The organism is Citrobacter sp. RHBSTW-01013 (genome assembly GCF_013781985.1).
In the GTDB taxonomy this organism is placed as follows: domain Bacteria; phylum Pseudomonadota; class Gammaproteobacteria; order Enterobacterales; family Enterobacteriaceae; genus Citrobacter; species Citrobacter braakii.
On sequence record NZ_CP056185.1, the window covers coordinates 3,816,851 to 3,842,039 of the forward strand.

Annotated in this window: 19 protein-coding genes; 5 read left to right on the forward strand and 14 right to left on the reverse strand. The window is 55.0% G+C overall.

What is annotated here, in order from left to right:
- Window positions 1-44: 44 nt before the first annotated feature.
- From HV350_RS18445 to HV350_RS18465, 5 genes are all read right to left on the reverse strand, one after another.
- On the reverse strand, window positions 45-1,439 hold the full coding sequence (locus tag HV350_RS18445; protein ID WP_137367253.1) for a DUF3999 domain-containing protein: 1,395 nt from the start codon (window positions 1,437-1,439) through the stop codon (window positions 45-47).
- Entirely contained in the window at window positions 1,436-4,078 is a 2,643-nt protein-coding gene (locus HV350_RS18450) for a DUF2339 domain-containing protein (RefSeq protein ID WP_181629086.1), read from the reverse strand. Before HV350_RS18450 ends, HV350_RS18445 begins: the two co-directional genes overlap by 4 nt.
- Window positions 4,079-4,214: 136 nt before the next feature.
- Window positions 4,215-6,083 (reverse strand): amidohydrolase, encoded by a 1,869-nt coding sequence (locus HV350_RS18455; RefSeq protein WP_181629087.1) that lies wholly within the window; start codon window positions 6,081-6,083, stop codon window positions 4,215-4,217.
- 21 nt (window positions 6,084-6,104) lie between these two features.
- Window positions 6,105-6,650 carry an antibiotic biosynthesis monooxygenase gene (locus HV350_RS18460; RefSeq protein ID WP_181629088.1) on the reverse strand — a complete coding sequence of 182 codons (546 nt, stop codon included), beginning with the start codon at window positions 6,648-6,650 and terminating at the stop codon, window positions 6,105-6,107.
- Window positions 6,651-6,824: 174 nt separating this feature from the next.
- A complete protein-coding gene (locus HV350_RS18465; RefSeq protein WP_181629089.1) occupies window positions 6,825-7,466 on the reverse strand; it encodes a hydrolase in 642 nt (213 codons plus the stop codon).
- A gap of 273 nt (window positions 7,467-7,739) precedes the next feature.
- On the opposite strand from HV350_RS18465, the gene HV350_RS18470 reads away from it, so the two are divergent.
- Window positions 7,740-8,642, forward strand: a complete 903-nt coding sequence (locus HV350_RS18470) for a LysR family transcriptional regulator (protein ID WP_016152020.1) — start codon at window positions 7,740-7,742, stop codon at window positions 8,640-8,642.
- On the opposite strand, the gene malZ is transcribed toward HV350_RS18470, so the two are convergent.
- From malZ to phoB, 5 genes are all read right to left on the reverse strand, one after another.
- Window positions 8,636-10,453, reverse strand: coding sequence for a maltodextrin glucosidase (gene malZ / locus HV350_RS18475; RefSeq protein ID WP_080860280.1), 1,818 nt, complete (start codon window positions 10,451-10,453; stop codon window positions 8,636-8,638). The genes HV350_RS18470 and malZ overlap by 7 nt on opposite strands.
- A 138-nt stretch (window positions 10,454-10,591) precedes the next feature.
- Window positions 10,592-11,965: a proline-specific permease ProY gene (proY, locus tag HV350_RS18480; RefSeq protein ID WP_103765943.1), complete on the reverse strand. Its 1,374-nt coding sequence runs from the start codon at window positions 11,963-11,965 to the stop codon at window positions 10,592-10,594.
- Between the two features lie 80 nt (window positions 11,966-12,045).
- Complete coding sequence (gene brnQ / locus HV350_RS18485) at window positions 12,046-13,365, reverse strand: branched-chain amino acid transporter carrier protein BrnQ (RefSeq protein ID WP_016152017.1); 1,320 nt, start codon at window positions 13,363-13,365, stop codon at window positions 12,046-12,048.
- 405 nt (window positions 13,366-13,770) lie between these two features.
- Window positions 13,771-15,066 (reverse strand): phosphate regulon sensor histidine kinase PhoR, encoded by a 1,296-nt coding sequence (gene phoR / locus HV350_RS18490; RefSeq protein ID WP_047357682.1) that lies wholly within the window; start codon window positions 15,064-15,066, stop codon window positions 13,771-13,773.
- Between the two features lie 50 nt (window positions 15,067-15,116).
- Complete coding sequence (phoB, locus tag HV350_RS18495) at window positions 15,117-15,806, reverse strand: phosphate response regulator transcription factor PhoB (RefSeq protein WP_003021496.1); 690 nt, start codon at window positions 15,804-15,806, stop codon at window positions 15,117-15,119.
- A 190-nt stretch (window positions 15,807-15,996) separates the two neighbouring features.
- Between phoB and sbcD the strand changes: the two genes are divergently transcribed.
- The 3 genes from sbcD to araJ all read left to right on the forward strand — a co-directional run bounded on the left by sbcD (window position 15,997) and on the right by araJ (window position 21,702).
- On the forward strand, window positions 15,997-17,199 hold the full coding sequence (gene sbcD / locus HV350_RS18500; protein WP_181629091.1) for an exonuclease subunit SbcD: 1,203 nt from the start codon (window positions 15,997-15,999) through the stop codon (window positions 17,197-17,199).
- A complete protein-coding gene (sbcC, locus tag HV350_RS18505) occupies window positions 17,196-20,342 on the forward strand; it encodes an exonuclease subunit SbcC (protein WP_181629093.1) in 3,147 nt (1,048 codons plus the stop codon). The genes sbcD and sbcC overlap by 4 nt, the downstream gene beginning before the upstream one ends.
- 187 nt (window positions 20,343-20,529) lie before the next feature.
- Window positions 20,530-21,702 carry an MFS transporter AraJ gene (gene araJ / locus HV350_RS18510; protein WP_181630673.1) on the forward strand — a complete coding sequence of 391 codons (1,173 nt, stop codon included), beginning with the start codon at window positions 20,530-20,532 and terminating at the stop codon, window positions 21,700-21,702.
- Window positions 21,703-21,729: 27 nt separating this feature from the next.
- Here araJ and mak read toward each other — a convergent pair whose 3' ends face one another.
- Window positions 21,730-22,638 (reverse strand): fructokinase, encoded by a 909-nt coding sequence (mak, locus tag HV350_RS18515; RefSeq protein WP_016155842.1) that lies wholly within the window; start codon window positions 22,636-22,638, stop codon window positions 21,730-21,732.
- Between the two features lie 91 nt (window positions 22,639-22,729).
- Here mak and rdgC point away from each other — a divergent pair, with 91 nt between their 5' ends.
- Window positions 22,730-23,641 (forward strand): recombination-associated protein RdgC, encoded by a 912-nt coding sequence (gene rdgC / locus HV350_RS18520; protein ID WP_003021479.1) that lies wholly within the window; start codon window positions 22,730-22,732, stop codon window positions 23,639-23,641.
- A 50-nt stretch (window positions 23,642-23,691) separates the two neighbouring features.
- Here rdgC and ppnP read toward each other — a convergent pair whose 3' ends face one another.
- From ppnP to yaiA, 3 genes are all read right to left on the reverse strand, one after another.
- Window positions 23,692-23,976, reverse strand: coding sequence for a pyrimidine/purine nucleoside phosphorylase (gene ppnP / locus HV350_RS18525; RefSeq protein WP_016152010.1), 285 nt, complete (start codon window positions 23,974-23,976; stop codon window positions 23,692-23,694).
- A 71-nt stretch (window positions 23,977-24,047) separates the two neighbouring features.
- Complete coding sequence (locus tag HV350_RS18530; protein WP_016155840.1) at window positions 24,048-24,725, reverse strand: AroM family protein; 678 nt, start codon at window positions 24,723-24,725, stop codon at window positions 24,048-24,050.
- A 247-nt stretch (window positions 24,726-24,972) separates the two neighbouring features.
- A complete protein-coding gene (gene yaiA, locus HV350_RS18535; RefSeq protein ID WP_016155839.1) occupies window positions 24,973-25,164 on the reverse strand; it encodes a protein YaiA in 192 nt (63 codons plus the stop codon).
- Between the last annotated feature and the right edge of the window lie 25 nt (window positions 25,165-25,189).

Here is a 25,189-nt window from a genome sequence, read left to right on the forward strand (position 1 = left end):
CATGAATCGTAAGAGGCCCGCAAATGCGGGCCTTTTTTATTGGTTTATGTCGGATTACCCTTTTTCACTTCACGCCAGATTCGCCACGCCATAAGCGCCAGTACGGCGACCCCAAGAATTAACGCCCCCCACACCAACAGCGTTTTCCACTGGCTTTGTTGCTCAGCTACTGACGTTGCCGTCAATCGCGCTTCACCACCAAGCGCCACGCTCTCCTGAAGAGTCGCCCACGGTAGATAATCTATCTCCTGCGATTTACGCAGCGACGCCGGGATCAGCATATCGAGACCAACATCTGCCTTTTTCGCCGCCCGGTTTCCCCACGCCAGCATATAAGGCCCTTTGCCCTGCGTATTAAACACCAGTTGATAACTGTCGCGCATGCCGCTCAACTCAGGCAGCCTCTCTGGCAACCGGGCGTTAATGGTCGTCATCCGGACGGCCTCAACCAACTGACCGGAAAGACGAATATCTTCCGCACTCCTCCAGTCCAGATTGTAAAGCATGGTTTTTGTCAGCGGCTGCCAGGGCTCTTTTTCAGCGCTGCGCCAGGCCAGTTCCACCGGTAAAACACCTTCACTTTCCAGATCGATGCGAAGCGAGGTCAGCGGCTGGGGCTGCGCCCATCGCCAGACGGCTTCGTCATCCGAAACCTTAATCCCCTGGGCTTCAATCACGATACGCTCGGATTCCGGCTCGCTGCTGGCCGCTATCGCGCTCACGCTGTTTAACGTCAGCGCCGGACTTTGCGAGTCGAGGATCACAAGCAGGTAGCGAGTCGCCTCCACAGAGAGCGTGAGGCTGGCGCTGATGGTGTCCATTTTCAGGCGATCGTTATCACGCGTCAGATCCATTAACGGCGCATCTTCCTGCACGGGTCGCCAGTAGCGCAAATCACTGCTTGCATAAACCGAGGCTTTCCCCTGCCAGTTGCCCGCCTGCGAGTCCCAGTTCAGGCGTAACTGCGCCAGTGAAAAGGCATCTTTCGTCTCTTCCGGGAGCGTCAGTAAATAGCTCTGGCCGAGCGCTTTGACATCATCACTTTGCAAATGAATTTCAATGCCGCTCTTCGAGCGTAAAACAATAGCGTCTCCGCCTCGTTGCCCCTCCTCACGCGGCGCAACCGGTGACATATCAAGCGGGAAAAAACGCAGCGCCACTGCCTCTGGCGTAACGGGCTGGGTTTTCTGCGCCACCAGAGTAAACGGCACCGCCTCCCCCAGATGGTTAAAGACCCGGACATCGCGCAAATCCGCCCAGGCGGTACCCGGATACACCGCCGGAGGTAGCGAAACGCGATACCACGGCGATGTGCCCGTAGTTTCCAGCGTCACCCCCGTTACGTAGTCCGCGGGAGACTCTTTCACTTCATCGCTGCTTACCGCCGCGCTTGTCGCGCCCAGCAGTACGCTGCATAACACCGCTTTCATCCATTTCATTTTTCTTCTCCAGCTTTGGGCGGTAATGGTGAAAAATACCCGATAATCAACACCAGAATGGCCACGCCGATAAACGCAACCGCGCGCGCCAGACCGCCGCCTCCTGCGCTGTCCACCAGCATCAGTTTCACAATGACTATCCCCAGCAATACCGCGCCACACAGCCATTCCCGACGCGAGCGACGCCGGGTCGCCCACAGCATCACCACCAATGCAGCCAGCATCCAGAACAGAGCAAAACAGGTTTGAATCAGCCGTGAATCCCATAGTGCGTCTACACGCCACGCAACCTCGCCATACCAGGACAATGCGCGCAGCAGCACGCCATTGAGCCACCAAAAGCTGAGCGCCATCAGCGCCACAACCGGCCATGGGCGAGATACCGAAAACTGCGCCGGGAAATAGCGTTCAGACGCGCGATAAAACACCACCAAGCCCAGCAGGGCAAAAGCTGCGCCCTCTTCCAGCGGGTTGAGCAACGGCAGATAAGTCTGACGATAAACCACGCCATCTTGTAAATTGGTCAGCACGAGCAGACCGACCAGCACCAGCACAACGGGAACCATCGCCTGAACAGAATAGAGGGCCGGCCAGATGCGAAACGGCCAGATTTGTCGATGAACAGACTGATAAATCAGGAAAATAAGCAGCCCGCCAGCCGCCATCATCAGGCCGCTACCCCACGCAGCCCTTCCCCACGGCAGCCCCTGCGCGAACCAGAACAGCTCAACCGCGAGCGCCAGTAAAATCATCCAGAAGAACGATAAATGCGCCAGTCTGGAAAGCATTGGCGGTAATATTGGTGCGTCACGCCAGAGCAGCGCTACCGCAACAATTAGCGCCGCGCACCAGGCCAGATTCGGCCAGCCCGCCGCAAAAATCTGCTGTACAGAGATCTGATAGATCAGCATCACCAGCATCATCGGCCACAGCAGCCATTTACTGGCATCCAGCTCCCGCCACGCCAGGCGACCCGCGATACTTCGCCAGCCCCAGCTCGATACCGCCATTAATGCCAGCACGCCAGACAGTACCCACCGATCCTGTTTCAGAACGAGTTGCGATGCCGCAACGAGCGCAACAATCCAGAAAACCAAACCACCAGCGAGTAGCGCCCAACTGCCCGGCATCCAAATATTGCGCCATAGCCATGCAGCAACCAGCCAACTGAGGCTGAGTACGGCAAAAATCAGCATGACTGAGAGCGCGGTTGTTCCGTTCGCCAGCGCCCATAGCGCGCTGCCCACGGCCAGCACGAGCAGCGCCGTACCGCTATAACTCATGCGTCGTTGCTGTTGTTGCACGCCCAGCCAGAGGATCCCAAGCCCCTCCAGCGACCAGGCCATCGCCGTCCAACGGGCTGAAAGCGCCAACGGGATAGCAAGAGTGGTAAACGCACCACCGAGCGCCAGGGCGGACAATACCAGAGGTCTCCCCAGAGAAGAGGAACGGCGCAACGCAAACTTTGCTAACACCAGATAGAAACCACCGTAGCCCAGCGCACTAAACGCCGGACCATAAGCCATATGCCGGGTAATGGCATACTGCATTCCAAAACCGATCAGCGGTGGGGCAAACAGCAGTACGCCGTCAATAATCTGTTTGCCTTTTTCCTGCGCCCGGAGCGACAACGCCACGCTCAGCACGCCAAAAATAATCGTGTTGGCGATCAGGAACAGTTGGCAACTCAGGTAATACTCTGGTCGATAGCCCTCCAGGCCCCACACCCCGCCAACGCCGAAGGTGAACAACAGGCCGAGCAGATTAAGCTCCCGCCAGTGCTGCCAGATGCTGATGGCGAGAATGCCGACCGAGAGCAGAAGATAGAATGAGAAGAGCGCGACATGACTGCCGCCGCCGGTGGAAAGCAACAGCGGCGCGAGATAACCGCCAAGACTTGCCAGCATCGCCAGGCTGAGCGCCTTTTGCAGAATAGCCAGCCCCACACTCGCCGCACAAATCACCACCAGCAGCGCAAATGCCAGTGTCATTGGCAGCATTTGCCACAGCCGGAACGCGCCAAACACAGTGAGATAGAGTGCTCCGGTAGCTCCCCCCTGTAATATCAGCGCATAGATCGGTTGCTTATGCCGCAACCGCCAGCCCAACGCCAACAGCACAATAGCGAACAGCGCGGCCGCCACCAGACGCAGCTCAAGCGGAAACAGAGAATGTTCGACCGTATAACGCAGCAGGAAAGAAAGCCCCAAAAACAGGAGCAAAATACCGAGCTTTGCCAACGGGTTACCCTGCATAAACCAGAGCACCAGCGATGACATTACCCCGCCAAAAGCAGAAGGCCGCTTGACGTCGGGCGTAGATACCGCCGCATTATCCGGCTTCGGCTGTGAAGCCCACGGGTTAACGGGCTCTGGCGGCAGCTCAGTTACAGGCTCCGGCGATACGCTGCTCATCGCAGCCGTTGGCGCATCGGCAGGAACAATATCTTTTGCTGCCGTTGGCTCAACGGCGCTGGTCTGCGCCACACCGCGCAGCTCCAGCTCCTCTACCCGACGGCGCAAGGCCATCAGCTCAGAACGTACAGCCGCACTGCGTCTGAATGCCACGATCGCGAGGCCAGGAACTACTACCAGCGCGAAGAATAATACAATGCAGCCAAGGGTTAGCAGCTCATCCATGTTTCCACCTTCACTGTATAAAGACAGACCAGAATGACACAAATTGTTGCAGTTGCGCCATATCGGTTAACACGATGAACCGCTTTTCAGAATAGACAATCAGCCCCTGCGTTTGGCCAGGGGCTGTGATGAGGGATTAAAACGCGAAGCAGGAGCAGCCAAGCGCGCCCCAGAAAGCCCGGTCATCTGACACCGGAATTGCCGATTTACGCGCTATATCATGCTGATGACCGTGTACGCCGCAGCTGCCGCAGCACTGGTGCATCTGCACCATTGCGCCAATTTTCGCCGCAGCAGGCGGCGCTGAGCGATAGTGCCCCGGCACTTTTACCACCGGCGACCAGTCAGGTACAACCGGGATGGCTGGCGGCGCCAGCGGAGTGAAATGCCCGGCCGCATACACCACTTTGCCATCGACAATGGTCATCACCGACTCTATGCCTTTGATCTCCTCTTCCGGCACACTGAAGTAATCTTTAGACAGCACCACCAGGTCGGCCAGTTGGTCTTTCTCGATGCGCCCTTTCTTACCCTGTTCGCTGGAGAACCAGGCGCTACCGGCCGTCCACAGTTCCAGCGCCACATCGCGCGGCAGGCGATTGTTATCATCGTACATCGCCATCCCTCCCACAGTACGGCCCGAAACCAGCCAGTAGAGCGCTGTCCACGGGTTGTAGCTGGCCACGCGGGTGGCATCAGTCCCCAGTCCTACCGGAACGTCAGCCGCCAGCATTTTCGCCACCGGCGGGGTATGTTTGACCGCATCTTTGCCGTAGCGATCGACAAAATATTCGCCCTGAAACGCCATACGGTGCTGAACAGCGATCCCGCCCCCCAGCGCTTTTACGCGCTCGATATTCCGTTCGGTAATCGTTTCAGCGTGATCGAAGAACCAGTGCAGGCCATTGAACGGGATATCGCGATTCACCTTCTCGAATACGTCGAGCATTCGGCTGATGGATTCATCGTAGGTGGCGTGCAGGCGGAACGGCCAGCGGTGCTCCACGAGGTGGCGCACCACGCGCTCCAGCTCATCTTCCATACCTTCCGGCAGATCCGGGCGTGGCTGGAGGAAGTCTTCAAAATCCGCGGCCGAGAAGACCAGCATTTCCCCTGCCCCATTGGCACGGTAGAAGTCGGTCCCCTGCCCTGGTTTGAGCATATCGGTCCAGCGTTCAAAGTCTTCCAGTTCCTGCTGCGGACGCTGGGTAAACAAGTTGTAGGCGATGCGCACCGTCATCTGTTTGTTGGCGTGTAACTGCTCAATTATCTCGTAATCTTCCGGGTAGTTCTGAAAACCACCGCCTGCATCAATGGCGCTGGTCAGCCCTAGACGATTCAGCTCGCGCATTAACTGCCGGGTCGAGTTGACCTGCATTTCCAGCGGCAGTTTTGGTCCTTTTGCCAGCGTCGAATAAAGGATCATGGCGTTGGGTTTGGCGATCAGCATCCCGGTTGGGTTACCGTTGCTATCACGCACAATCTCACCGCCCGCCGGGTCCGGCGTCGCCTTGGTGTAGCCGACTGCTTTCAGTGCGGCACGGTTCAGCAAAGCTCTGTCGTAGAGGTGCAGAACAAAAACTGGGGTATCCGGGGCAGCTTCATTCAGTTCTTCGAGGGTTGGCATGCGACGTTCGGCAAACTGGAATTCGCTCCAGCCGCCCACCACGCGCACCCATTGCGGCGATGGCGTTCTGTCAGCCTGCTCTTTGAGCATGCGTAGCGCGTCCGCCAGCGACGGAACGCCTTCCCAACGCAATTCCAGGTTGTAATTCAGACCGCCGCGAATGAGGTGCAGGTGCGAATCGTTCAGGCCCGTGATCACCGTATGCCCTTGCAGATCGACAACCTGCGTCCCGTCGGTGGCAAAACTCATGATGCGATCGTGGCTACCGGTCGCCAGGATCTTACCATTGGCGATCGCCACCGCCTCGACCTGCGGGTTTTGTCTTTCGAGAGTATGAATTTTTCCGTGAGTCAGAATCAGTGTGGCAGTTTGAGACATAACAATCTCCTGAGAAACCGGTCAGGCTTTTTTCAGCCATCCGGCAAACAGACGGGTTACGATGGGCATCCAGAACCAGACCACCAGCGCAACCACACAGGCATCATTGATCAGATGCAGGAGTAACGAGCCCTTCATGGCAGGCAGCACAATGCCGGTCAACCACGGCACCAGATTGGTGCTGGGAAAAATCACCAGCAGGGTTATCAGAAACTGTTTCCAGCGCCTGGGCTGACGTACATGGGGCGCGGGCGGCGTAAACCAGAACGCCGCTTCGGTGCGGATTTCGGTTTTATCCCCCTCCGCCAGCAGCGGGGCAATCTCTTCGACCAGCACGCGGCGCGTATCGGACTGGGTCCAGTTACACAGATGCTCAAGCGTGTCGAAGCGGATAATGATGTTCCACAGATTGTTGCCATCTGCAGGACGAATCACATTCGCCCCCAGATGACCGGGAAACTCGGCCGCCACCGGCATGATTTTCCCCAGCCACTGCTCATACCGCTGCGCTTGTTCAGGCAGCAGGGTGTGGGAAATCACCAACGTCACATGTTTGTTCTGCGCCATAAAGGGTTCCTTGTGGAGAGGAAACAGGCCCGCTTAGGCCACGGAAGCAATACACAAAATCATTCATGGCGCATCGAAACGGCAAGATTGTGTATCCCCGGAGGCTGACAAAAGTTAGTGACCGGGGTTCGCAAACGAAGCCCACAAAGAGGCAACATGAAGGATGAGGTGTATTTAGGCTTTACGTTCCGGCGCGCCATGCACCATGGTGTAGGCGTAATCCACGCCCATACCGTAGGCGCCGCTGTGCTCACGTACCAGATCCATGACGGCGTCGTAGGTTTCTTTGCGGGACCAGTCGCGCTGGTACTCGAGAAGAACCTGTTGCCAGGTCACTGGTACGGCACCCGCCTGTACCATGCGGTCGATAGAACGCTCATGGGCATCCACGGATGTGCCGCCGGAAGTGTCAGTTACCACATAAACTTCGTAACCCGCTTCCAGCGCCATCAGCGCCGGGAAAGTCAGGCATACTTCGGTCCACAGCGCGGAGATAATCAATTTTTTACGCCCGGTCGCTTCCACGGCTTTCACAAACTCCGCATCTTCCCAGGAGTTCATCGAGGTGCGTTCAATTGGTTTCACATCAGGATGAACCGCTAACAATTCCGGCCAGATATAACCGCTAAAACTTTTCGTTTCCACAGAAGTATAAATCACCGGAACATTAAATATTTTCCCGGCTTTCGCTAATGCCACGGTATTATTTTTCAAAGTCTGGCGGTCAATATTCGCCACACCAAATGACATTTGCGGCTGATGATCAATAAAAATAAGCGTTGAGTTTTGAGGGTCAATCAGTTCCCGAATAGACATAGCACACCTTCTTAATCAATAAGTTAAAAGGCAACGGTCTGTATCTGCCGTCAGCAGCAGGATCCTGAATCAGAAAGCTTGTTGAGTATAGCGGGAAATTTCTAACGAGTTATTAAAGAAAACTTACCATCCAGTGAAACTATTAATTTTGTGTTGCGATATATCCTAAACAACATCAAAAAAATGCGCATGACTCATCTAATTTATTCACTGGCATTGTTTTTCTCCATTCGGTACAACAGAGGGGTTTAATTTTCAGGATATTTTCTGCTTATGCGCATCAATCTGGATGTTTTGCTAATTCTCGACGCACTCGATAAACAGGGTTCATTTGCCGCGGCGGCCGAATCGCTGTTTAAAACCCCTGCTGCACTCAGCTATATGATTCAAAAGCTGGAAAGTGATTTGAATATCGAGTTGCTTGACCGTTCCGGTCACCGGGCAAAATTTACCGACACCGGTCAGATGATGCTGGAAAAGGGACGTTTGCTGCTGAGTGCGGCAAAAGATCTCGAAAAACAGGCGGTGCAGCTGAGTTCTGGCTGGGAAAAAGAGCTGGCGATTGCGCTGGACGACTCCTTCCCTTTCGCCTCGCTGTTGCCCATTATCGATGAATTTCACGCGCTGAATAAGCAAACCCGCCTTAACTTCACCCACCATACGCTGGCGGGCTCCTGGGAGGAGCTGACGCATAATGGAGCAGATATTATTTTGGGGGCGATTAATGAACCGCCTACGTCAGCGGCCTGGTCCTACAAAATGCTTGGCACGCTGGACAATGTGTTTGTCGTTGCGCCTGAGCATCCGCTGGCCGCAGCACCGGATGGCCTGACTAACGAACAGTTGTGCCTGCACCGGGCGATTGTTATTAGCGACAGCGCCCGCTTTTGTCATCCGTTACAAACCAATCTGATGGAGGAGCAGGCGCAGATTCGCGTTGATGATTTCCACAGTAAGGTGATGCTACTGCGGGCCGGCTTGGGCTGCGGATTTCTCCCCCGCCATATTGCTAACCCGTGGCTTGCCACGGGCGAGCTGGTGGAAAAAACGGTCATCTCATTTCGCCAAAAAGACGTGGCCTATATGGCCTGGCGCAATAACCGCGATGGACTGGCGCAGCGCTGGTGGCGGGAAACGCTGCTGGCAAGCCCGGATGTTACGCGCTTATATCAATGACCCATCCACACCGAGGCGGAAATCGCCGGCAGCGTCAGGATATCCTCGGCAAGCACGCCTTTGCCCTCCTGGTGCTGCCATTGGCTGACGCTCAGTAATGGCGAGGCTGGCAGGACCACTTCACAGGCGTGGCCACGGTTAATCGCCACCAATACGCGCTGGCGGTTTAGCACGCGTACAAACACCACCACGTTATCCTCGGCGTAAATCACCTGACAACCACCATGGCGCAGCGCCTGGCTCTGGTGGCGTAATGTTGCCAGTCGCTGATACAACGCCAGCAGGTTAGCGTCCTGTTTTTCAGGCTGCCACGGGAATGGTTTGCGACAAAACGGATCGTTGTTCCCATCCAGTCCCACTTCGTCACCGTAGTAAATACAGGGCACGCCAGGCCAGGTAAACAGCCACACCACCGCCAATGGTAAACGTGCGACGTCTTTACCGAGCAGAGATTTAAAACGGGCGGTATCGTGGCTGTCGAGCTGGTTGAACATCCGCAACTGCTGCTGATGCGACAAACCCGCGCGATAGTTATCCATCCACGCCATACAGGTCTGGGCGTCAATGAATTGCGGATCGTATGAGATATCGGTATTGGCGAGAAATCCCCATATCGGGAAGGTAAAACCGCGATAGTTCATGGCGGCATCTTCCGCGTCGGCCTGCAACCATTGGCGCGCGTCGCCAAAATGCTCGCCCACCACATACGCCTCTGACTGGGTCTCTTTCGCCGCCTGCGTAATTCCGGCCACGTGCTGCAGGTTGTTGTGCGCACCACCGGCCTCTCCCAGCATATGCACCACGTCAAGACGCCAGCCGTCCATACTCCACGGCGCTTTCAGCCAGTGGCGAACGATACTGTCTTCGCCGCGATAAATTTCATTCACCAGGCTTTCAGAGGAAAAGTCCAGCTTGGGCAGGCTGGAATACCCCAGCCAGTCGAGCGCGACGCCGTCGGCTGAGAAATGATACCAGTCGCGCCAGGGGGATTGCGGATTATGGCACGCGCCATCCGTTCCCCGATTATGTCGGTCAAACCAGGCGTGTGAATCGCCGCTATGGTTAAAAACACCGTCGAGAATCAGGCGCATCCCCTGCTGTTGGGTGGTGTGACGCAGGCGCAGCAGCGCCCTGTCGCCGCCAAACTGCGGATCAACATGACGGTAATCTTCGGTATCGTATTTATGCACGCTCGGCGCGGTAAATACCGGATTCAGGTACAGCGCCGTGACGCCTAACGTTTTCAGATACGGCAGCTTTTCGCTGATGCCGTCCAAATCGCCGCCATAAAACGTGGAGCCACCGGCCTGGGCCGTAAGCGGTTCATCCCACTCGCGCCGCACAATATCGTGTCCGGCAGCGTGGTGATAATAGACGTTATCCTGAGTCGCTTCACGCGACTGGCTACGGGCAAAACGGTCCGGGAAAATTTGGTAAAAAATCTGATCGGCGACCCACTGCGGACCGTTATCCGGCACATCAACAGCAAACTGCTCCAGACGCGCAGGCGGAAAACGGCTGAATCCCTGCGGGGTGAACCACAGCTGACGATCGAGCCAAAGTAATTTAAAACTATAGCGTCGACGAGGCTGTCCGCTGGAGAGATCGATCGCCGCTCTCCACGCGGTCACGCCCGGCTGCGGCTGGCTGCGTTGCTTGTGCATACCCAGCGAAATCTCTTCGTTATCGTTTTCTGCGCGTAGCGTCACCCGCTGGGGTGGATTTTCCCCCGCCAGCCATAATGTAATCGTCAGTTGATCTTTGTTTTGCTTAACAAATGGGGCAACCGGAAGGTGCCAGGCGTTCAACATCACGTATCCCCTTTGATGATAATGACGTCACCTTGCCATAGCGAAGTGCAGGATCACTCATCATCTTAACGTTTATTGGGGGAGGAGTGTGGGGGAGGAGAAAATTGCCGGGTAACATTAAGCTACCCGGCAAAAATATTACTGCGCTTCAGCCAGTTGGCGCTCGCGACGGCGCTTGAAAACCCAGCCGGCAAGCAGCAGGATAATCCACGCAAAGCCGACGTATAGCGAAATGCGGGTATCCGGATGATAGCCGATAAGCGCGATGATAAAGACCAGGAAAATCAGGCCAATGACGGTCGTCACAACCCCACCCGGCACTTTAAATTTCAGCGCCCTAACCTCTTCCGGCGGCAGACGACGACGGAAGGCAATTTGTGACAGCAGGATCATAATCCACACCCATACCGTTGCGAAGGTCGCCAGAGAGGCGATCACCAGGAAGACGTTTTCCGGCATGATGTAGTTTAGATACACCGCAAACAGCAGCGCGATGGTCATCACCATCACCGTCACCCATGGCACGCCACGACGCGACGTCTTGGCGAACATTTTCGGCGCGCTGCCCTGCTCCGCCATACCGTGCAGCATACGCCCCACGCCAAAGACGTCAGAGTTGATGGCCGACAGCGACGCGGTCAGGACTACGAAGTTGAGGATCCCGGCGGCAAAGGTAATCCCCATATGCTGGAACGTCAGAACGAACGGGCTACCGTCAGTGCCGACCTGGTTCCACGGGTAAATAGACATGATGACGAACAGCGTCCCCACGTAAAACACGAGGATACGCATCGGTACGGAATTGATGGCGCGCGGAATAGATTTTTCCGGGTCTTTGGCTTCGCCAGCGGTAATCCCAATAATCTCAATCCCGCCGTAGGCGAACATCACCATTTGTAGCGACATCACCATGCCGAGCCAGCCGTTGCTGAAGAAACCGCCGTTGCTCCACAGATTATGGATACCGGTAGGCTGTCCCCCGTTACCAATCCCCCAAATGATGATGCCAAAACCGGCGACAATCATGATGATAATGGTGGCGACTTTAAAGAATGAGAACCAAAATTCCAGCTCGCCAAACACCTTCACGCTCATCAGGTTGATGGCGCAGATAATCAATACCACGCTGAGTACCCAAATCCAGTGCGGTACGGCCGGGAACCAGACGCCCATGTAAATACCAAAGGCAGTCACATCGGCAATGGCGACAATCAGGATTTCAAAACAGTAGGTCCAGCCGGTTATGTAGCCTGCCAGCGGTCCGAGGTTTTCCTGCGCATAGCGCGAGAAGGAGCTGGCTGCAGGGTTATGAACGGACATTTCGCCCAGCGCGCGCATAATGATATACGCCGCTACGCCGCCGATAATATAGGCCAGCAACACGCTTGGCCCCGCCATTTTGATGGCATCGGCCGAGCCGTAGAACAGCCCGGTACCAATTGCTGAACCTAATGCCATAAAGCGAATGTGCCGGGTGCTCAGCCCACGCTTTAGCTTGTTATTACTTTCCATCGATTCCTAACCTGTTAACACAATAAAAAACCACGGGGCCATGTTAATAGCCCCGTGGTTAAAACTTATTGTCAGTGATATTAGTGTGCGCTGGAGGTCACTTGTCGACCCGCTGCACGATCCCAGATAACTGCCAGGACCACCATCACGACTGTTGGCATCAACCACGCCAGCCCCTGCTCCGCCAGCGGTAAACGCTGGGTCCAGGCTGGTAACACGTCGCCAATTGCAGAAGCTTTAATGCCATCAAGGATACCAAAAATCAGGCTGATAAACATCGCAGGTGCAATGACGCGGGAAGAATTATGCCACCATGAGCGGGTAAAACTTAATACAACCAGTGCGATACATGGCGGATAGATAGCCGTCAGCACCGGAATAGAGATCTGAATCAGATGGCTCAGACCCAGGTTAGAGACCACCATCGAGAAGCCGCCGAGGATAAATACCAGCGTACGATAAGACAGTGGAACGTACTGGGCAAAGAACTCTGCGCACGCGCAGGTCAGGCCAACAGCGGTGACCAGACAGGCGATGAAAATCAACGCCGCCAGCAGGAAGCTCCCTGCGCCACCAAAGGTGTGCTGAACATACGCATGCAGAATTGCCGCGCCGTTAGCAGATTGATCGACCAGAATTGCACTATCTGAACCCAGACGGAACAGCGCGAGATACAGCAACGTTAAGCCCACACCCGCCATCAAACCTGCCCAAACGGTATAACGGGTCAGCAGACGCGCTTCAGTAACGCCACGCGAGCGAGCGGCGTTGACGATAACAATACCAAATACCATCGCGCCCAGCGTATCCATGGTCAGATACCCGTTCACGAAGCCATTAGAAAACGCAGCAGTTTGATAGGCTTCCATCGCATTGCTGATCGGGCCTGCTGGCCAGACGATTGCGGCGACAGACAGGACCACCAGTGCCAGGATTTTCAGCGGAGCCAGGAAATTACCAACCGTATCCAGCAGTTTGCCCGGATACAGCGAAACCAGAATCACAATCGCGAAATAGACCACGCTGTAGATAAGCAGTGGCAGCGCGGAGTCACCGGTCAGCGGTGCAATCCCGACTTCGAAAGAGACCGTCGCGGTACGCGGCGTAGCAAATAACGGTCCAACAGCCAGATAGCACACGGTCGCCAGCAGCAAACCAGCGACTTTACCGATAGGCGTGCTCAGTCGGTCCACACCACCACCGACTTTCGCCAGCGCGACAACGGTAAGTACCGGCAGGCCAACGGCGGTAATCAAAAAGCCAAAAGCCGCAGTCCAGACGTGTTCACCTGCCTGCAAACCAACCATTGGGGGGAAAATGATGTTACCTGCACCAACGAACAGTGCAAATGTCATAAATCCCAAAGCGATAATATCGCGCGATTTTAACTGATGGGTCATAAAGTCTTACTGCCTGTGGATGTGGTGTTGAAAATAATAAATTTTTGCCTTTCCCTGGGGGACAATACAGCGGCATTTTTGCTCAATTCCAGCGGGAAACACTCCCAGACTGGCGCGGCGAAGAATAGTTTTTCGATTTACCGCGTAAATGCAGTCGGTATGACAGCACCTGGAGCGCAATTTAAACGCTTATAACGTTTTAAAGCAAGGTGGGATCCCAAAACCAGAACAATATAGCGATATGAAAAATGGGGTTAGCACAAAACACCATTTCATGGAAAAAGGTATGGGTAATAGTTCGAACAAAAAACAACCAAACGTCGTAAAATTCAGGATGGTTATATTGACCGCATAGAAAAAGCCAGCTTGCGCTGGCTTTTGGAAAGATTATCTTACGAATGCGCCTTAACCGTTAATTTTGGCAATTAAACGTTCCGGGATCACGAAACTAAATCGCGTCCCAACGCCTGGTTCGCTTTCGATATTCAAGCGACTGTCGTGATGATGCAGCGCATGCTTAACGATGGCCAGACCAAGTCCGCTGCCGCCCGTTTGCCGCGATCGCGCCTTATCCACACGATAAAAACGTTCGGTTAAGCGTGGAATATGCTCGGCGGCAATGCCTGGACCGTTGTCTTCCACGCAAAACTCCGCTCCCGACGCCACATGCTGCCAGCGTACGGTAATGTGCGTTCCCGCTGGCGTATGGTTCACCGCGTTGTAGACGAGATTCGAGATAGCGCTACGCAACTGCTCCTCGTTACCCCGCACGTTCAGGCTGTTATCAACATCAAAGGTAAACGTATGTTTTTGCTGGCTCAGCGTTTGCGCTTCGTGTTCGAGCACGCGCAGCATCATGGGCACATCGACTTTCTCATTCAGCAGTAGCGTCGGCGCAGCCTCAATTTTTGACAGCGTCAGCAGCTGTTTCACCAGCCCTTCCATGCGATACGTTTGTTCGCGCATGGTATGCAGCGCTTTTTCACGCGTCGTCCCTTCCAGCGGATGCTCCTGCATCATTTCCAGGTACCCTTGTAACACCGTCAGAGGCGTACGCAGTTCATGGCTGGCGTTGGCGAAAAAGTTACGTCGTGAACCTTCCAGTTGATGCATCTGGGTAACGTCGCGCGCCACCATCAGCAGTTGCTTATCGGTATAGGGCATCACGCGAATTTCCAGATGCCGTCCGGTATTGAGTACCAGATTGATCGGTCGGCTAAAATCGCGCGTTTTCAGATATTGTGTAAATTCCGGGTAGCGCAACAGGTTAAGAATATTTTGCCCGCTATCGTCCGGCCAGCGCAGTCCCAGAACCTGCTGGGCCAGTCCGTTACACCAGAAGATACCGCCTTCTTCAGTGGTCAGCACCACCGCGTCGGGTAGCGATTCCGCCCCGCTACGAAAACGTTTAATCAGATTACCCAGTTCACGACGGCGCTTTTTGTTGCGCAGTTGCATTTGATGCAGCCCGTACAGCAACGGCTCCCAACTGCCTCGCCCCGGCGGCGGCGTCATGCTTCTGTCGACCCATAGCCACCAGGACAAACGTAATAAATTCCAGAAATGCCAGATAAGCAGGCCCGTTACCGACGCCAGCAAAAACCATGGCAGGTAACCGAAAAAAGCGCTAAGGATAAATGCCGGTATGCAGCACAGGATCAGCTCCAGTACCAACCTTTTCCATGACAATCGTTCTAGCAAACGTCTTACTCCCTATACGGCCTAATCCTTCAGGCCCTGATTCTTGTCAGTCAGAAGCGGGTTGAAAAACGATATCCCGTCCCGCGAACCGTCTGCACCATACGATCGTGTCCGCTGTGCTCCAGCGCCTTACGTAAGCGGCGGATGTGCACATCCACTGTCCGGTCTTCCACGTACACATTGGTTCCCCAGACATGATTGAGGAGTTGCTCGCGACTGTAGACACGCTCGGGATGAGTCATAAAGAAGTGCAACAGTTTGAATTCGGTCGGCCCCATATCCAGCGGATCCTCGCCGGTCATCACGCGATGCGAGGTGGGATCAAGGCTTAGCCCCTGCATCTCTATAACCTCTTCCACCGCCATCGGTGAAATACGACGCAGAACTGCTTTAATACGCGCCACCAGCTCCTTGGGAGAAAAAGGCTTGGTAATATAGTCATCCGCACCGGTTTCCAGCCCCCGGACGCGATCTTCCTCTTCCCCCCTCGCCGTCAGCATCATCACCGGGATATCCCGCGTCATCGCTTCGCGCTTGAGATGTTTAATAAACTGTAGACCCGAGCCGCCTGGAAGCATCCAGTCAAGCAGGACGAGATCCGGCCAGGGTTCATTGAGTTGGTTCACAGCACTGTCATAGTCTTCGGCTTCAACGGGTTGAAATCCGTTTTGCTCGAGCACGAAGCAGACCATTTCACGAATTGGAGCTTCATCTTCTACGACCAGAATACGTCTCGCCATGATTTGCCCTGTTTGTAATTAAATCGTTTGCCATCAATACAGTGCCATTATGCGTCAGTTTTATGACAGATTTATGAAAAGATAGTCCAGGTTTAACGCAGCCCGGCGAATTATGACAGCCCGGAGACAAGATATTCCCACTCGTGAAGGGTTATAATCCCCGCCATTGTTTTACCGTCATGGAACTCTTATGCGCATCCTTCACACGTCTGACTGGCATCTGGGCCAAAACTTCTACAGCAAGAGCCGCGCCGCCGAGCATCAGGCCTTTCTCGACTGGCTGCTGGAAACGGCACAATCCCAGCAGGTGGATGCCATTATTGTGGCAGGCGATATTTTCGATACCGGCTCACCGCCTAGCTATGCCCGTGAGCTGTATAACCGTTTTGTCGTCAATCTGCAGCAAACCGGCTGTCATCTGGTGGTGCTGGCAGGCAACCACGACTCCGTCGCCACGCTCAATGAATCCCGCGATATTCTGGCGTTTCTCAACACCACGGTGGTTGCCAGCGCTGGTCATGCGCCGCAGATACTGCCGCTACGCGACGGTACGCCGGGGGCGATCCTGTGTCCGGTGCCTTTTTTACGTCCGCGCGACATCATCACCAGCCAGGCCGGGCTGACAGGACAAGAAAAACAACAGCATTTACTGGGCGCAATCACCGACTACTATCAGCAGCAGTATCAGGATGCCTGCACGCTGCGCGGCGACCACAATCTTCCCATCATTGCGACCGGGCATTTGACCACCGTCGGAGCCAGTAAAAGCGACGCCGTACGTGACATTTATATCGGTACGCTGGACGCCTTCCCGGCGCAAAACTTCCCACCGGCAGACTACATCGCGCTGGGACATATTCACCGGGCGCAGGTTATCGGCGGCACGGAACATATTCGCTACTGCGGCTCGCCGATTCCTCTCAGTTTTGACGAGTGCGGCAAAAGCAAATGTGTACATCTGGTGAGCTTTGACGCGGGGAAACTCAGCGCCGTTGAAAATCTCACCGTGCCGGTTACGCAGCAGCTTGCGGTACTGAAAGGCGATTTAGCCGCCATTACTACCCAGCTTGAGCAGTGGCGCGGCGTACAGCAAGAGCCACCGGTGTGGCTGGATATTGAAATCACCACCGACGACTACCTGCATGATATGCAACGTAAGATCCAGGCCTTAACCGAAGATTTACCGGTAGAAGTGCTACTGGTGCGCCGCAGTCGGGAACAGCGCGAACGCATTATGGCCAATGAACGACGTGAAACGTTAAGCGAGCTGAGCGTGGCAGAGGTTTTTGACCGCCGCCTGGCGCTGGAAGAACTCGAACAACCGCAGCGTGAGCGGCTTAACCAGCTGTTTAGCGCAACCTTACAAACGCTTGCCGGGGAGGCTGAAGCATGAAAATTCTCAGCCTGCGCCTGAAAAACCTCAACTCCCTGAAGGGAGAATGGAAAGTCGATTTTACGGCAGAACCGTTTGCCAGCAACGGGTTGTTCGCCATCACCGGACCAACGGGTGCGGGGAAAACGACCCTGCTGGACGCAATTTGCCTTGCGCTGTACCACGAAACGCCGCGCCTGAATACCGTGTCACAGTCGCAAAACGACCTGATGACCCGCGACACCGCGGAGTGTCTGGCCGAGGTCGAGTTTGAGGTGCGGGGCGAAGCCTACCGCGCATTCTGGAGCCAGAACCGGGCGCGCAATCAGCCGGAGGGTAATCTGCAGGTCCCTCGCGTAGAGCTGGCCCGCTGCTCCGACGGTAAAATTCTCGCCGATAAGGTCAAAGATAAGCTGGAGATGACCGCCGAGCTTACCGGGCTGGATTACGGACGTTTTACCCGTTCGATGCTGCTGTCTCAGGGGCAGTTTGCCGCATTTCTCAATGCCAAACCGAAAGAACGCGCCGAGCTGCTGGAAGAGCTGACCGGTACTGAGATCTACGGCCAAATCTCCGCCATGGTATTTGAAAAGCACAAATCAGCGCGTACGGAACTGGAAAAATTGCAGGCCCAGGCCAGCGGTGTTGCGCTGTTAGCACCAGAGCAATTGCAATCTCTGACAGAAAGTTTGCAGGTACTTACTGACGAAGAAAAACAATATCTTACCAGCCAACAAGCCCAGCAGCAGCACCTCAACTGGCTCATGCGGCAAAATGAGCTACAGGCGGAGATAAACCGCCACCAGCAGGCATTACAGGCTGCACTTCAGGCGCAGGAAGAGGCGCAGCCGCAACTGGCGGCGCTGAGTCTGGCACTCCCGGCCAGAGCGTTACGCCCACACTGGGAGCGAATCCAGGAACAAACGGCTACGATTGACCGTACGCGACAGAAGATTCAGGAAGTGAATGCTCGCTTACAAAGCAGCTTAGCGCTGCGCGGACGTATTCGTCAGCAGGCACAAACGCAGTCGGCCGCTATGCTCGCCGGACAGCAAACGTTAACCGACTGGTTGAAGGAACATGACCGCTTCCGTTTGTGGAGTAGCGAACTGGCAGGATGGAAAGCGCTGCTGGCCCAACAGTCCGACGCCAGCGCCCAACTGCGCCAGTGGCAGCAGTTGCGGGAGAACGACACGCGCAAGCTTGATGCGCTGGCGCTTCCCACGCTGGCCCTTTCGGCACAACAGGTAACGGAAGCGCTGGCGCAACATGTGCAGCTTCGTCCGTTACGCCAGCGGCTGAGTAATCTGCATGGGCAAATCGCCCCGAAGCAAAAGCAACTGGCGCAGCTACGCGCCACGCTTGTGCAGCGTCAGCAGGAACTGGCCCAGCGCAATGCGGTGCTTACAGAAAAGCGTCAGCGCTATAAAGATAAAAATCAGCAGCTTGCCGATGTGAGAATCATTTGCGAGCAGGAAGCCCGCATCAAAGATCTGGAAAGCCAGCGGGCACTATTGCAATCCGGCATGCCTTGCCCACTTTGCGGCTCCACCACGCACCCGGCGATTGAGCGCTATCAAACGCTCGAACTGAGTGTGAATCAGACACGGCGTGAAGCGCTGGAAAAAGAGGTCAAAACGCTGGCCGATGAGGGGTCAACGCTACGCGGTCAACTTGAGGCGATAACCCAGCAACTTCAGCGCGATGAACGCGAAGTACAAACGCTTTCTCAGGAAGAGCAAGCACTTACTCAAGAGTGGCAGACAGTCACCGCCAGCCTCAACGTGACGCTGCAACCGCAGGATGACATCGCCCCGTGGCTTGCCGCCCAGGAAGAGCACGAGCAGCAGCTTCACCAGCTGAGTCTGCGTCATACCCTGCAAGCGCAAATCACCGCACACACAGAGCAGATTACTCAGCTCCAGCAGCATATTGACCAGCGTCAGGCAACGTTAACCGCCGAGCTGGCCCGTCATGGTCTGTCCCTTCCGGCCGAGGGTGAAGTCGCCTCATGGCTGAGCGAGCGGGCGAACGAAGCGCAAATGTGGCAGTTGCGCCAGAACGAACTGACTGAATTACAGGCTCGAATCGCCCAGCTTGCGCCGGTGCTGGAAACGCTGCCTGAAACCGATGCGCTTGGTGAAAACATTGAGAATCTGTCGCTGGAAAACTGGCGGCAGGTGCACGACGATTGCCTCTCTTTACAGGGGCAGTGGCAAACCTTACAGCAGCAGGAGGTGCAGGAGGTTCAGCGCGCTGCAGAAATTCAGGCGCAGTTTGATACCGCATTGCAGGCCAGCATCTTTGCCGATCGCGACGCCTTTATTGCCGCCCTGCTGGATGAAGAGACCTTTAACCGCCTTGAACAATTGAAGCAATCACTGGAAGGCCAGCGACAGCAGGCGCAAACGCTGCTTAATCAGGCGCAGCAGGCGCTGGCGACTCATCAACAACAGCTACCAACCGGGGTGGATCTCACGCTCACCGTGCAACATCTTCACGACGCGCTGGCGCAACTCACCCAGCAGCTACGGGAGAACACCACTCGTCAGGGAGAAATTCGCCAGCAGCTCAAGCAGGATGGTGAAAACCGCCAGCAGCAGCAGGCGCTGATGCTGGAGATTGCGAAAGTCGCACAGCAGGTCGAAGACTGGGGCTATCTGAACGCGCTGATCGGCTCGAAAGAGGGAGATAAATTCCGCAAGTTTGCCCAGGGGCTGACGCTGGATAATCTGGTCTGGCTTGCCAACAACCAGTTGACCCGTCTGCACGGTCGCTATCTGTTGCAGCGCAAGGCCAGCGAAGCGCTGGAGCTGGAAGTGGTTGATACCTGGCAGGCCGATGCCGTGCGTGACACGCGTACGCTTTCCGGCGGCGAGAGCTTCCTCGTGAGTCTGGCGCTGGCGCTGGCGTTGTCCGATCTGGTCAGCCACAAAACGCGAATTGACTCCCTGTTCCTCGACGAAGGTTTCGGCACGTTGGACAGCGAAACGCTGGATACCGCCCTGGATGCGCTCGATGCGCTCAACGCCACTGGCAAAACCATTGGTGTCATCAGCCACGTTGAAGCGATGAAAGAACGTATTCCGGTGCAGATCAAGGTCAAAAAAATCAACGGACTGGGCTACAGTAAACTCGATAAAATGTTTGCAGTTGATGCCTGATAGCAGCTCAGTACCTGGAGGCCGGATATGCGCCAGCGCTATCCGGCACGGCACATAGCACGATCGTGAATACACAAAGACGGATATGAAATGGCATTCCACTTCGCTTATCCGCAAGCTATCTCTATTGGCGGCGAACGTTCGCCGCTATGGCGCATATCGTGCGTCTTTCTTGTTGGCAGGTGGTATGAAAAAAGTCATTTTCTCTTTAGCTCTGGGGACATTTGGGCTGGGCATGGCCGAGTTTGGCATCATGGGTGTACTCACCGAGCTGGCGCGGGACGTGGGAATTTCCATCCCTGCCGCTGGCCATATGATTTCATTTTACGCTTTTGGCGTGGTGCTGGGCGCACCTATTATTGCGCTCTTTTCCAACCGCTTTTCTCTCAAGCATATTCTGCTGTTTCTGGTCACGCTGTGCGTGATCGGCAACGCCATCTTCACCCTCTCCTCCTCATATTTAATGCTGGCGGTGGGCAGGCTGGTTTCCGGCTTTCCACACGGCGCGTTTTTTGGCGTTGGCGCGATTATCCTGTCGAAGCTGGCCCGTCCGGGAAAAGTCACCGCCGCCGTCGCGGGCATGGTTTCGGGTATGACCGTTGCTAATCTGATTGGCATTCCCATCGGCACCTGGCTGAGCCAGGAATTTAGCTGGCGCTACACGTTTCTGCTGATAGCCGTCTTTAATATCGCCGTGATGGTCTCGATAACTTTTTGGGTACCCAACATCAGCGATGAAGCAAAAGGGAAACTGCGCGAACAATTTCACTTTTTGAAAACCCCCGCCCCGTGGCTCATCTTTTCCGCCACCATGTTTGGTAACGCCGGGGTTTTCGCCTGGTTCAGCTACGTCAAACCGTACATGATGTTCATCTCCGGCTTTTCCGAAGCGCTGATGACCTTCATCATGATGCTGGTAGGATTGGGGATGGTGTTGGGAAATCTGCTGAGCGGTCGCCTTTCTGGCCGCTATACGCCGCTGCGTATTGCGGTAATAACCGACTTTGTAATTGTGCTGGCTCTGCTGCTGCTCTTTGCCTTTGGCGGGATCAAAGCCGCGTCGCTGATCTTCGCCTTTATTTGCTGCGCGGGCCTGTTTGCCCTGTCAGCGCCGCTGCAAATTTTGCTGCTGCAAAATGCTAAAGGGGGTGAGCTGCTGGGTGCGGCAGGAGGGCAAATTGCCTTTAATCTCGGCAGCGCGATTGGCGCCTGGTGCGGTGGTATGATGCTGACGCTGGGCTTTGCCTACAACTACGTGACGTTGCCGGCGGCGCTGCTGTCGTTTTCTGCAATGTCGTCGCTGCTGCTCTACGGTCGCCTGAAGCGCAGCGTATCCCGGATGACTCCCGTTGCCGGATAGCCTCTGCGCTACCCGGCAACGCGAACATTACTCCTGCGGCCACAACCAGGCCGCGCCGCGCACGCCGCTGGAGTCACCGTGCAGCGCCTTGCGTAGAGGCGTTTCGCACTCGCCGCCAAAGACAAACTGTTTAATCAACGTTGGTACGTTTTGATACAGTCGGTCGACATTGCTCATTCCACCGCCCAGCACGATTACGTCCGGATCGAGAATATTCACCACATGTGCCAGTGATTTCGCCAGACGCAGCTCGTACCGACTCAACGCCTGTTCCGCCTGGGCATCCCGGGCATTAACAAGACTGATAATTTCACTGCCCTTGAGCGACTTACCGCTCAGACGCTGGTAGTCGGTGGCAAAACCGGTTCCGGAAATGAAGGTTTCAATGCAGCCTTGCTTGCCGCAATAGCAGGGCACTTCCTGCCGATAACGCAGTTCGTCTTCGTCCATCCACGGCAGCGGATTATGCCCCCACTCGCCCGCAGTACCGTTCCCGCCCGTGTGCGCCCGGCCGTTCAGCGCCACTCCTGCGCCACATCCTGTACCGATAATCACCGCAAACACGGTTTGCGCCCCCGCCGCTGCACCATCAACGGCTTCAGAAACCGCCAGGCAGTTGGCATCATTTGCCAGCCGCACTTCGCGATTCAGACGCGTACTCAGGTCTTTGTCAAAAGGTTGCCCGTTAAGCCAGGTCGAGTTGGCATTCTTCACCACTCCGGTGTAGGGCGAAATTGAACCGGGAATGCCCATCCCGACGGTTCCCGACTGCCCGGTGGCCTTTTCCGCCATCTCCACCAGCGCGGCGATGGTTTCTATCGTTTGCCGATAATCATCACGCGGCGTGGGCAGGCGATGGCGAAAAAGCTGTTCGCCTGCATCGCCAAGCGCGATAACTTCCGTTTTCGTACCGCCTAAATCGATACCTATACGCACTGTTTGCTCCTCTTCCCGATTAACAATGCAAGCATAGCGACAATTCGCTATCATGCCCGCTGGATTTAACGACAAGGCCGTGGAAATTATCATGCTGTGGTTCAAAAATTTAATGGTTTACCGTCTTAGCCGCGATGTTTCTTTGCGTGCCGAAGAGATGGAAAAACAGCTGGCATCAATGACGTTCACCCCTTGCGGTAGCCAGGATATGGCAAAAATGGGCTGGGTTCCGCCGATGGGATCGCACAGCGATGCATTAACGCATACCGCCAATGGCCAAATTATTATCTGCGCCCGCAAAGAAGAAAAAATTCTGCCGTCGCCGGTTATCAAACAGGCGCTGGAAGCCAAAATTTTCAAACTGGAAGCTGAGCAAGGTCGCAAACTCAAGAAGACCGAAAAAGACTCGCTGAAAGATGAAGTTCTGCACTCATTGCTGCCGCGCGCCTTTAGCCGTTTCAGCCAGACGATGATGTGGATCGATACCGTCAACGATCTGATCATGGTTGATTGCGCGAGTGCGAAGAAAGCCGAAGATACGCTGGCGCTGCTGCGTAAGAGTCTCGGTTCGCTGCCGGTCGTTCCGCTGACGATGGAAAACCCCATTGAGCTGACGCTGACCGAATGGGTTCGTTCCGGCACAACGGCACAGGGATTCCAGTTACTGGATGAAGCCGAACTAAAAGCGATCCTTGAAGACGGCGGCGTGATCCGCGCGAAAAAGCAGGATCTGGTCTGCGACGAAATCGCCGTGCATATCGAAGCGGGCAAACTGGTCACCAAGCTGGCCCTCGACTGGCAGCAGCGCATTCAGTTCGTGATGTGTGACGACGGCTCGATTAAGCGTTTGAAGTTTAGCGACGAGCTGCGCGATCAGAACGAAGATATTGACCGCGAAGATTATGCTCAGCGTTTTGATGCCGATTTCATCCTGATGACGGGTGAACTGGCGGCGCTGATTAAAAGTCTGGTGGAAGGATTAGGCGGCGAAGCGCAACGTTAAGCCGTACTTACCGAATGGCGGCATAATGTCGCCATTCGTCATTTCTATGCTTACAGATAGCGGCAAAGATAGGATGTTGGCTCTGCCACCTGCAGATGAAACTCACTGTTGCCCGGTACGTTGAACACGTCCCCTGCGGCATACACCTTCCACTCAGTTTCCCCCGGCAGCAGCACGTTCAGTGCGCCGCTAACGACAGTCATCTCTTCAGGCGCCGCAGTACTAAAGGTATATTCGCCTTCAGCCATCACGCCAACACTGGCGCGGCCAGTACTGCTGCTGGTAAAACCGATCGATTTTACTTTGCCGGAAAAGTATTCATTACTTTGAAGCATACAACTGGCCCTATCTCGTGATTAAGTTGAGAACCAATATAGGGGGCTGACGTTCCACCTGTCACGCAAAATTACGCCAACAGTTCCGAAGCCAGTCGGGCAATCAACACATTAGACAGAAGAACCGGGACATCCAGCGATTTTTGCAGTAAATCGCGATGGCGTTGATTGAACCCCAGACAATCCAGCATGATCACATCCGCGCCTTGCTCCAGCAGTTCTTTCCCGGCATCAATTAATTGTTGTTCGGTACCTTCGATCGGATTCGCCACGGCATACACTGGTGGAGTTTGTAACACCTGCCATTTTTGCGTCTGGGCTTTGAGCAATTCGGTGACGGGGACAATAACCCCGACCTGATGCCCATCTACAATCGAGGCCACCAGCGGGGGGATAATACGTAACGGCTCCAATAGAATGCTATTGCGGGCGGTCAGGCGAGCGATTGAGGCGGTACTCATCAGCAGGATCACGTCAAAGCCCTGGTTATCCAACACCTCCACGATACTTTGCAGCGAGCGCTCTACCTTCTGGCGTGAGACATGCGCAAGTTGGTGGTCGCTGAGCAGCGTTAATAAAGGCTCGTCACCGGGCGAAACGCCGTACTCAGCCATCACATCTTCTCGCCGCATCTGTCCAAGCAGACTGTGGTGAGTAATGTGCTGTTCATCGATATATTCCGTCAGGAGCGGTAACACCTCACACATCGGCACCACGCCAATCGTGAGGATAGCCAACGACGCACTCATTTGTTGCTCCACCATCTTCTTACTTTGCTGTGAAATCCCGGGCAAGTGCCGGGCGCTGACCTGCGCTACAAATGCTCAAAAGCGTAGCAGCTGATCGGCGGTGTATTGTGTAAAGATTCCAAATCATTCCGGTACTGGATTGTTATTGCTTAATTTTCAATTTTAACGGTATACGGCGAAATTTAAGAAAATGTGATGAACGCCCGTCGTGGCACTTTTCAGACTCGTGCCAGGACGGTGCTTAATATCAGGTTTTATCGGGGTCTTCGTAGCGTTTTTTGGCATCCATGGCTTCCTGCGCAGAAGGATGCTCACTGATCAGCGTATTCGGTTTAGGGTGATCGGCTCGAAGTTGATACCAAGTTACCGTCTGGCCTGGCGTCCCCTTTTCAACCGTAACAATGTTCGCTTGACGTGGGTAAGGTGGTTTTGTCGGCATAGTTCTTCCTTTTCACTGGATGAAC

What these genes read in the sequence shown, in the direction of transcription:
- HV350_RS18445 (WP_137367253.1), bottom strand. Translation starts at nt 1,439, where the DNA reads ATGAAATGGATGAAAGCGGTGTTATGCAGCGTACTGCTGGGCGCGACA.
- HV350_RS18450 (WP_181629086.1), bottom strand. Translation starts at nt 4,078, where the DNA reads ATGGATGAGCTGCTAACCCTTGGCTGCATTGTATTATTCTTCGCGCTG.
- HV350_RS18455 (WP_181629087.1), bottom strand. Translation starts at nt 6,083, where the DNA reads ATGTCTCAAACTGCCACACTGATTCTGACTCACGGAAAAATTCATACT.
- HV350_RS18460 (WP_181629088.1), bottom strand. Translation starts at nt 6,650, where the DNA reads ATGGCGCAGAACAAACATGTGACGTTGGTGATTTCCCACACCCTGCTG.
- HV350_RS18465 (WP_181629089.1), bottom strand. Translation starts at nt 7,466, where the DNA reads ATGTCTATTCGGGAACTGATTGACCCTCAAAACTCAACGCTTATTTTT.
- HV350_RS18470 (WP_016152020.1), top strand. Translation starts at nt 7,740, where the DNA reads ATGCGCATCAATCTGGATGTTTTGCTAATTCTCGACGCACTCGATAAA.
- malZ (WP_080860280.1), bottom strand. Translation starts at nt 10,453, where the DNA reads ATGTTGAACGCCTGGCACCTTCCGGTTGCCCCATTTGTTAAGCAAAAC.
- proY (WP_103765943.1), bottom strand. Translation starts at nt 11,965, where the DNA reads ATGGAAAGTAATAACAAGCTAAAGCGTGGGCTGAGCACCCGGCACATT.
- brnQ (WP_016152017.1), bottom strand. Translation starts at nt 13,365, where the DNA reads ATGACCCATCAGTTAAAATCGCGCGATATTATCGCTTTGGGATTTATG.
- phoB (WP_003021496.1), bottom strand. Translation starts at nt 15,806, where the DNA reads ATGGCGAGACGTATTCTGGTCGTAGAAGATGAAGCTCCAATTCGTGAA.
- sbcD (WP_181629091.1), top strand. Translation starts at nt 15,997, where the DNA reads ATGCGCATCCTTCACACGTCTGACTGGCATCTGGGCCAAAACTTCTAC.
- sbcC (WP_181629093.1), top strand. Translation starts at nt 17,196, where the DNA reads ATGAAAATTCTCAGCCTGCGCCTGAAAAACCTCAACTCCCTGAAGGGA.
- araJ (WP_181630673.1), top strand. Translation starts at nt 20,530, where the DNA reads ATGAAAAAAGTCATTTTCTCTTTAGCTCTGGGGACATTTGGGCTGGGC.
- rdgC (WP_003021479.1), top strand. Translation starts at nt 22,730, where the DNA reads ATGCTGTGGTTCAAAAATTTAATGGTTTACCGTCTTAGCCGCGATGTT.
- ppnP (WP_016152010.1), bottom strand. Translation starts at nt 23,976, where the DNA reads ATGCTTCAAAGTAATGAATACTTTTCCGGCAAAGTAAAATCGATCGGT.
- HV350_RS18530 (WP_016155840.1), bottom strand. Translation starts at nt 24,725, where the DNA reads ATGAGTGCGTCGTTGGCTATCCTCACGATTGGCGTGGTGCCGATGTGT.
- yaiA (WP_016155839.1), bottom strand. Translation starts at nt 25,164, where the DNA reads ATGCCGACAAAACCACCTTACCCACGTCAAGCGAACATTGTTACGGTT.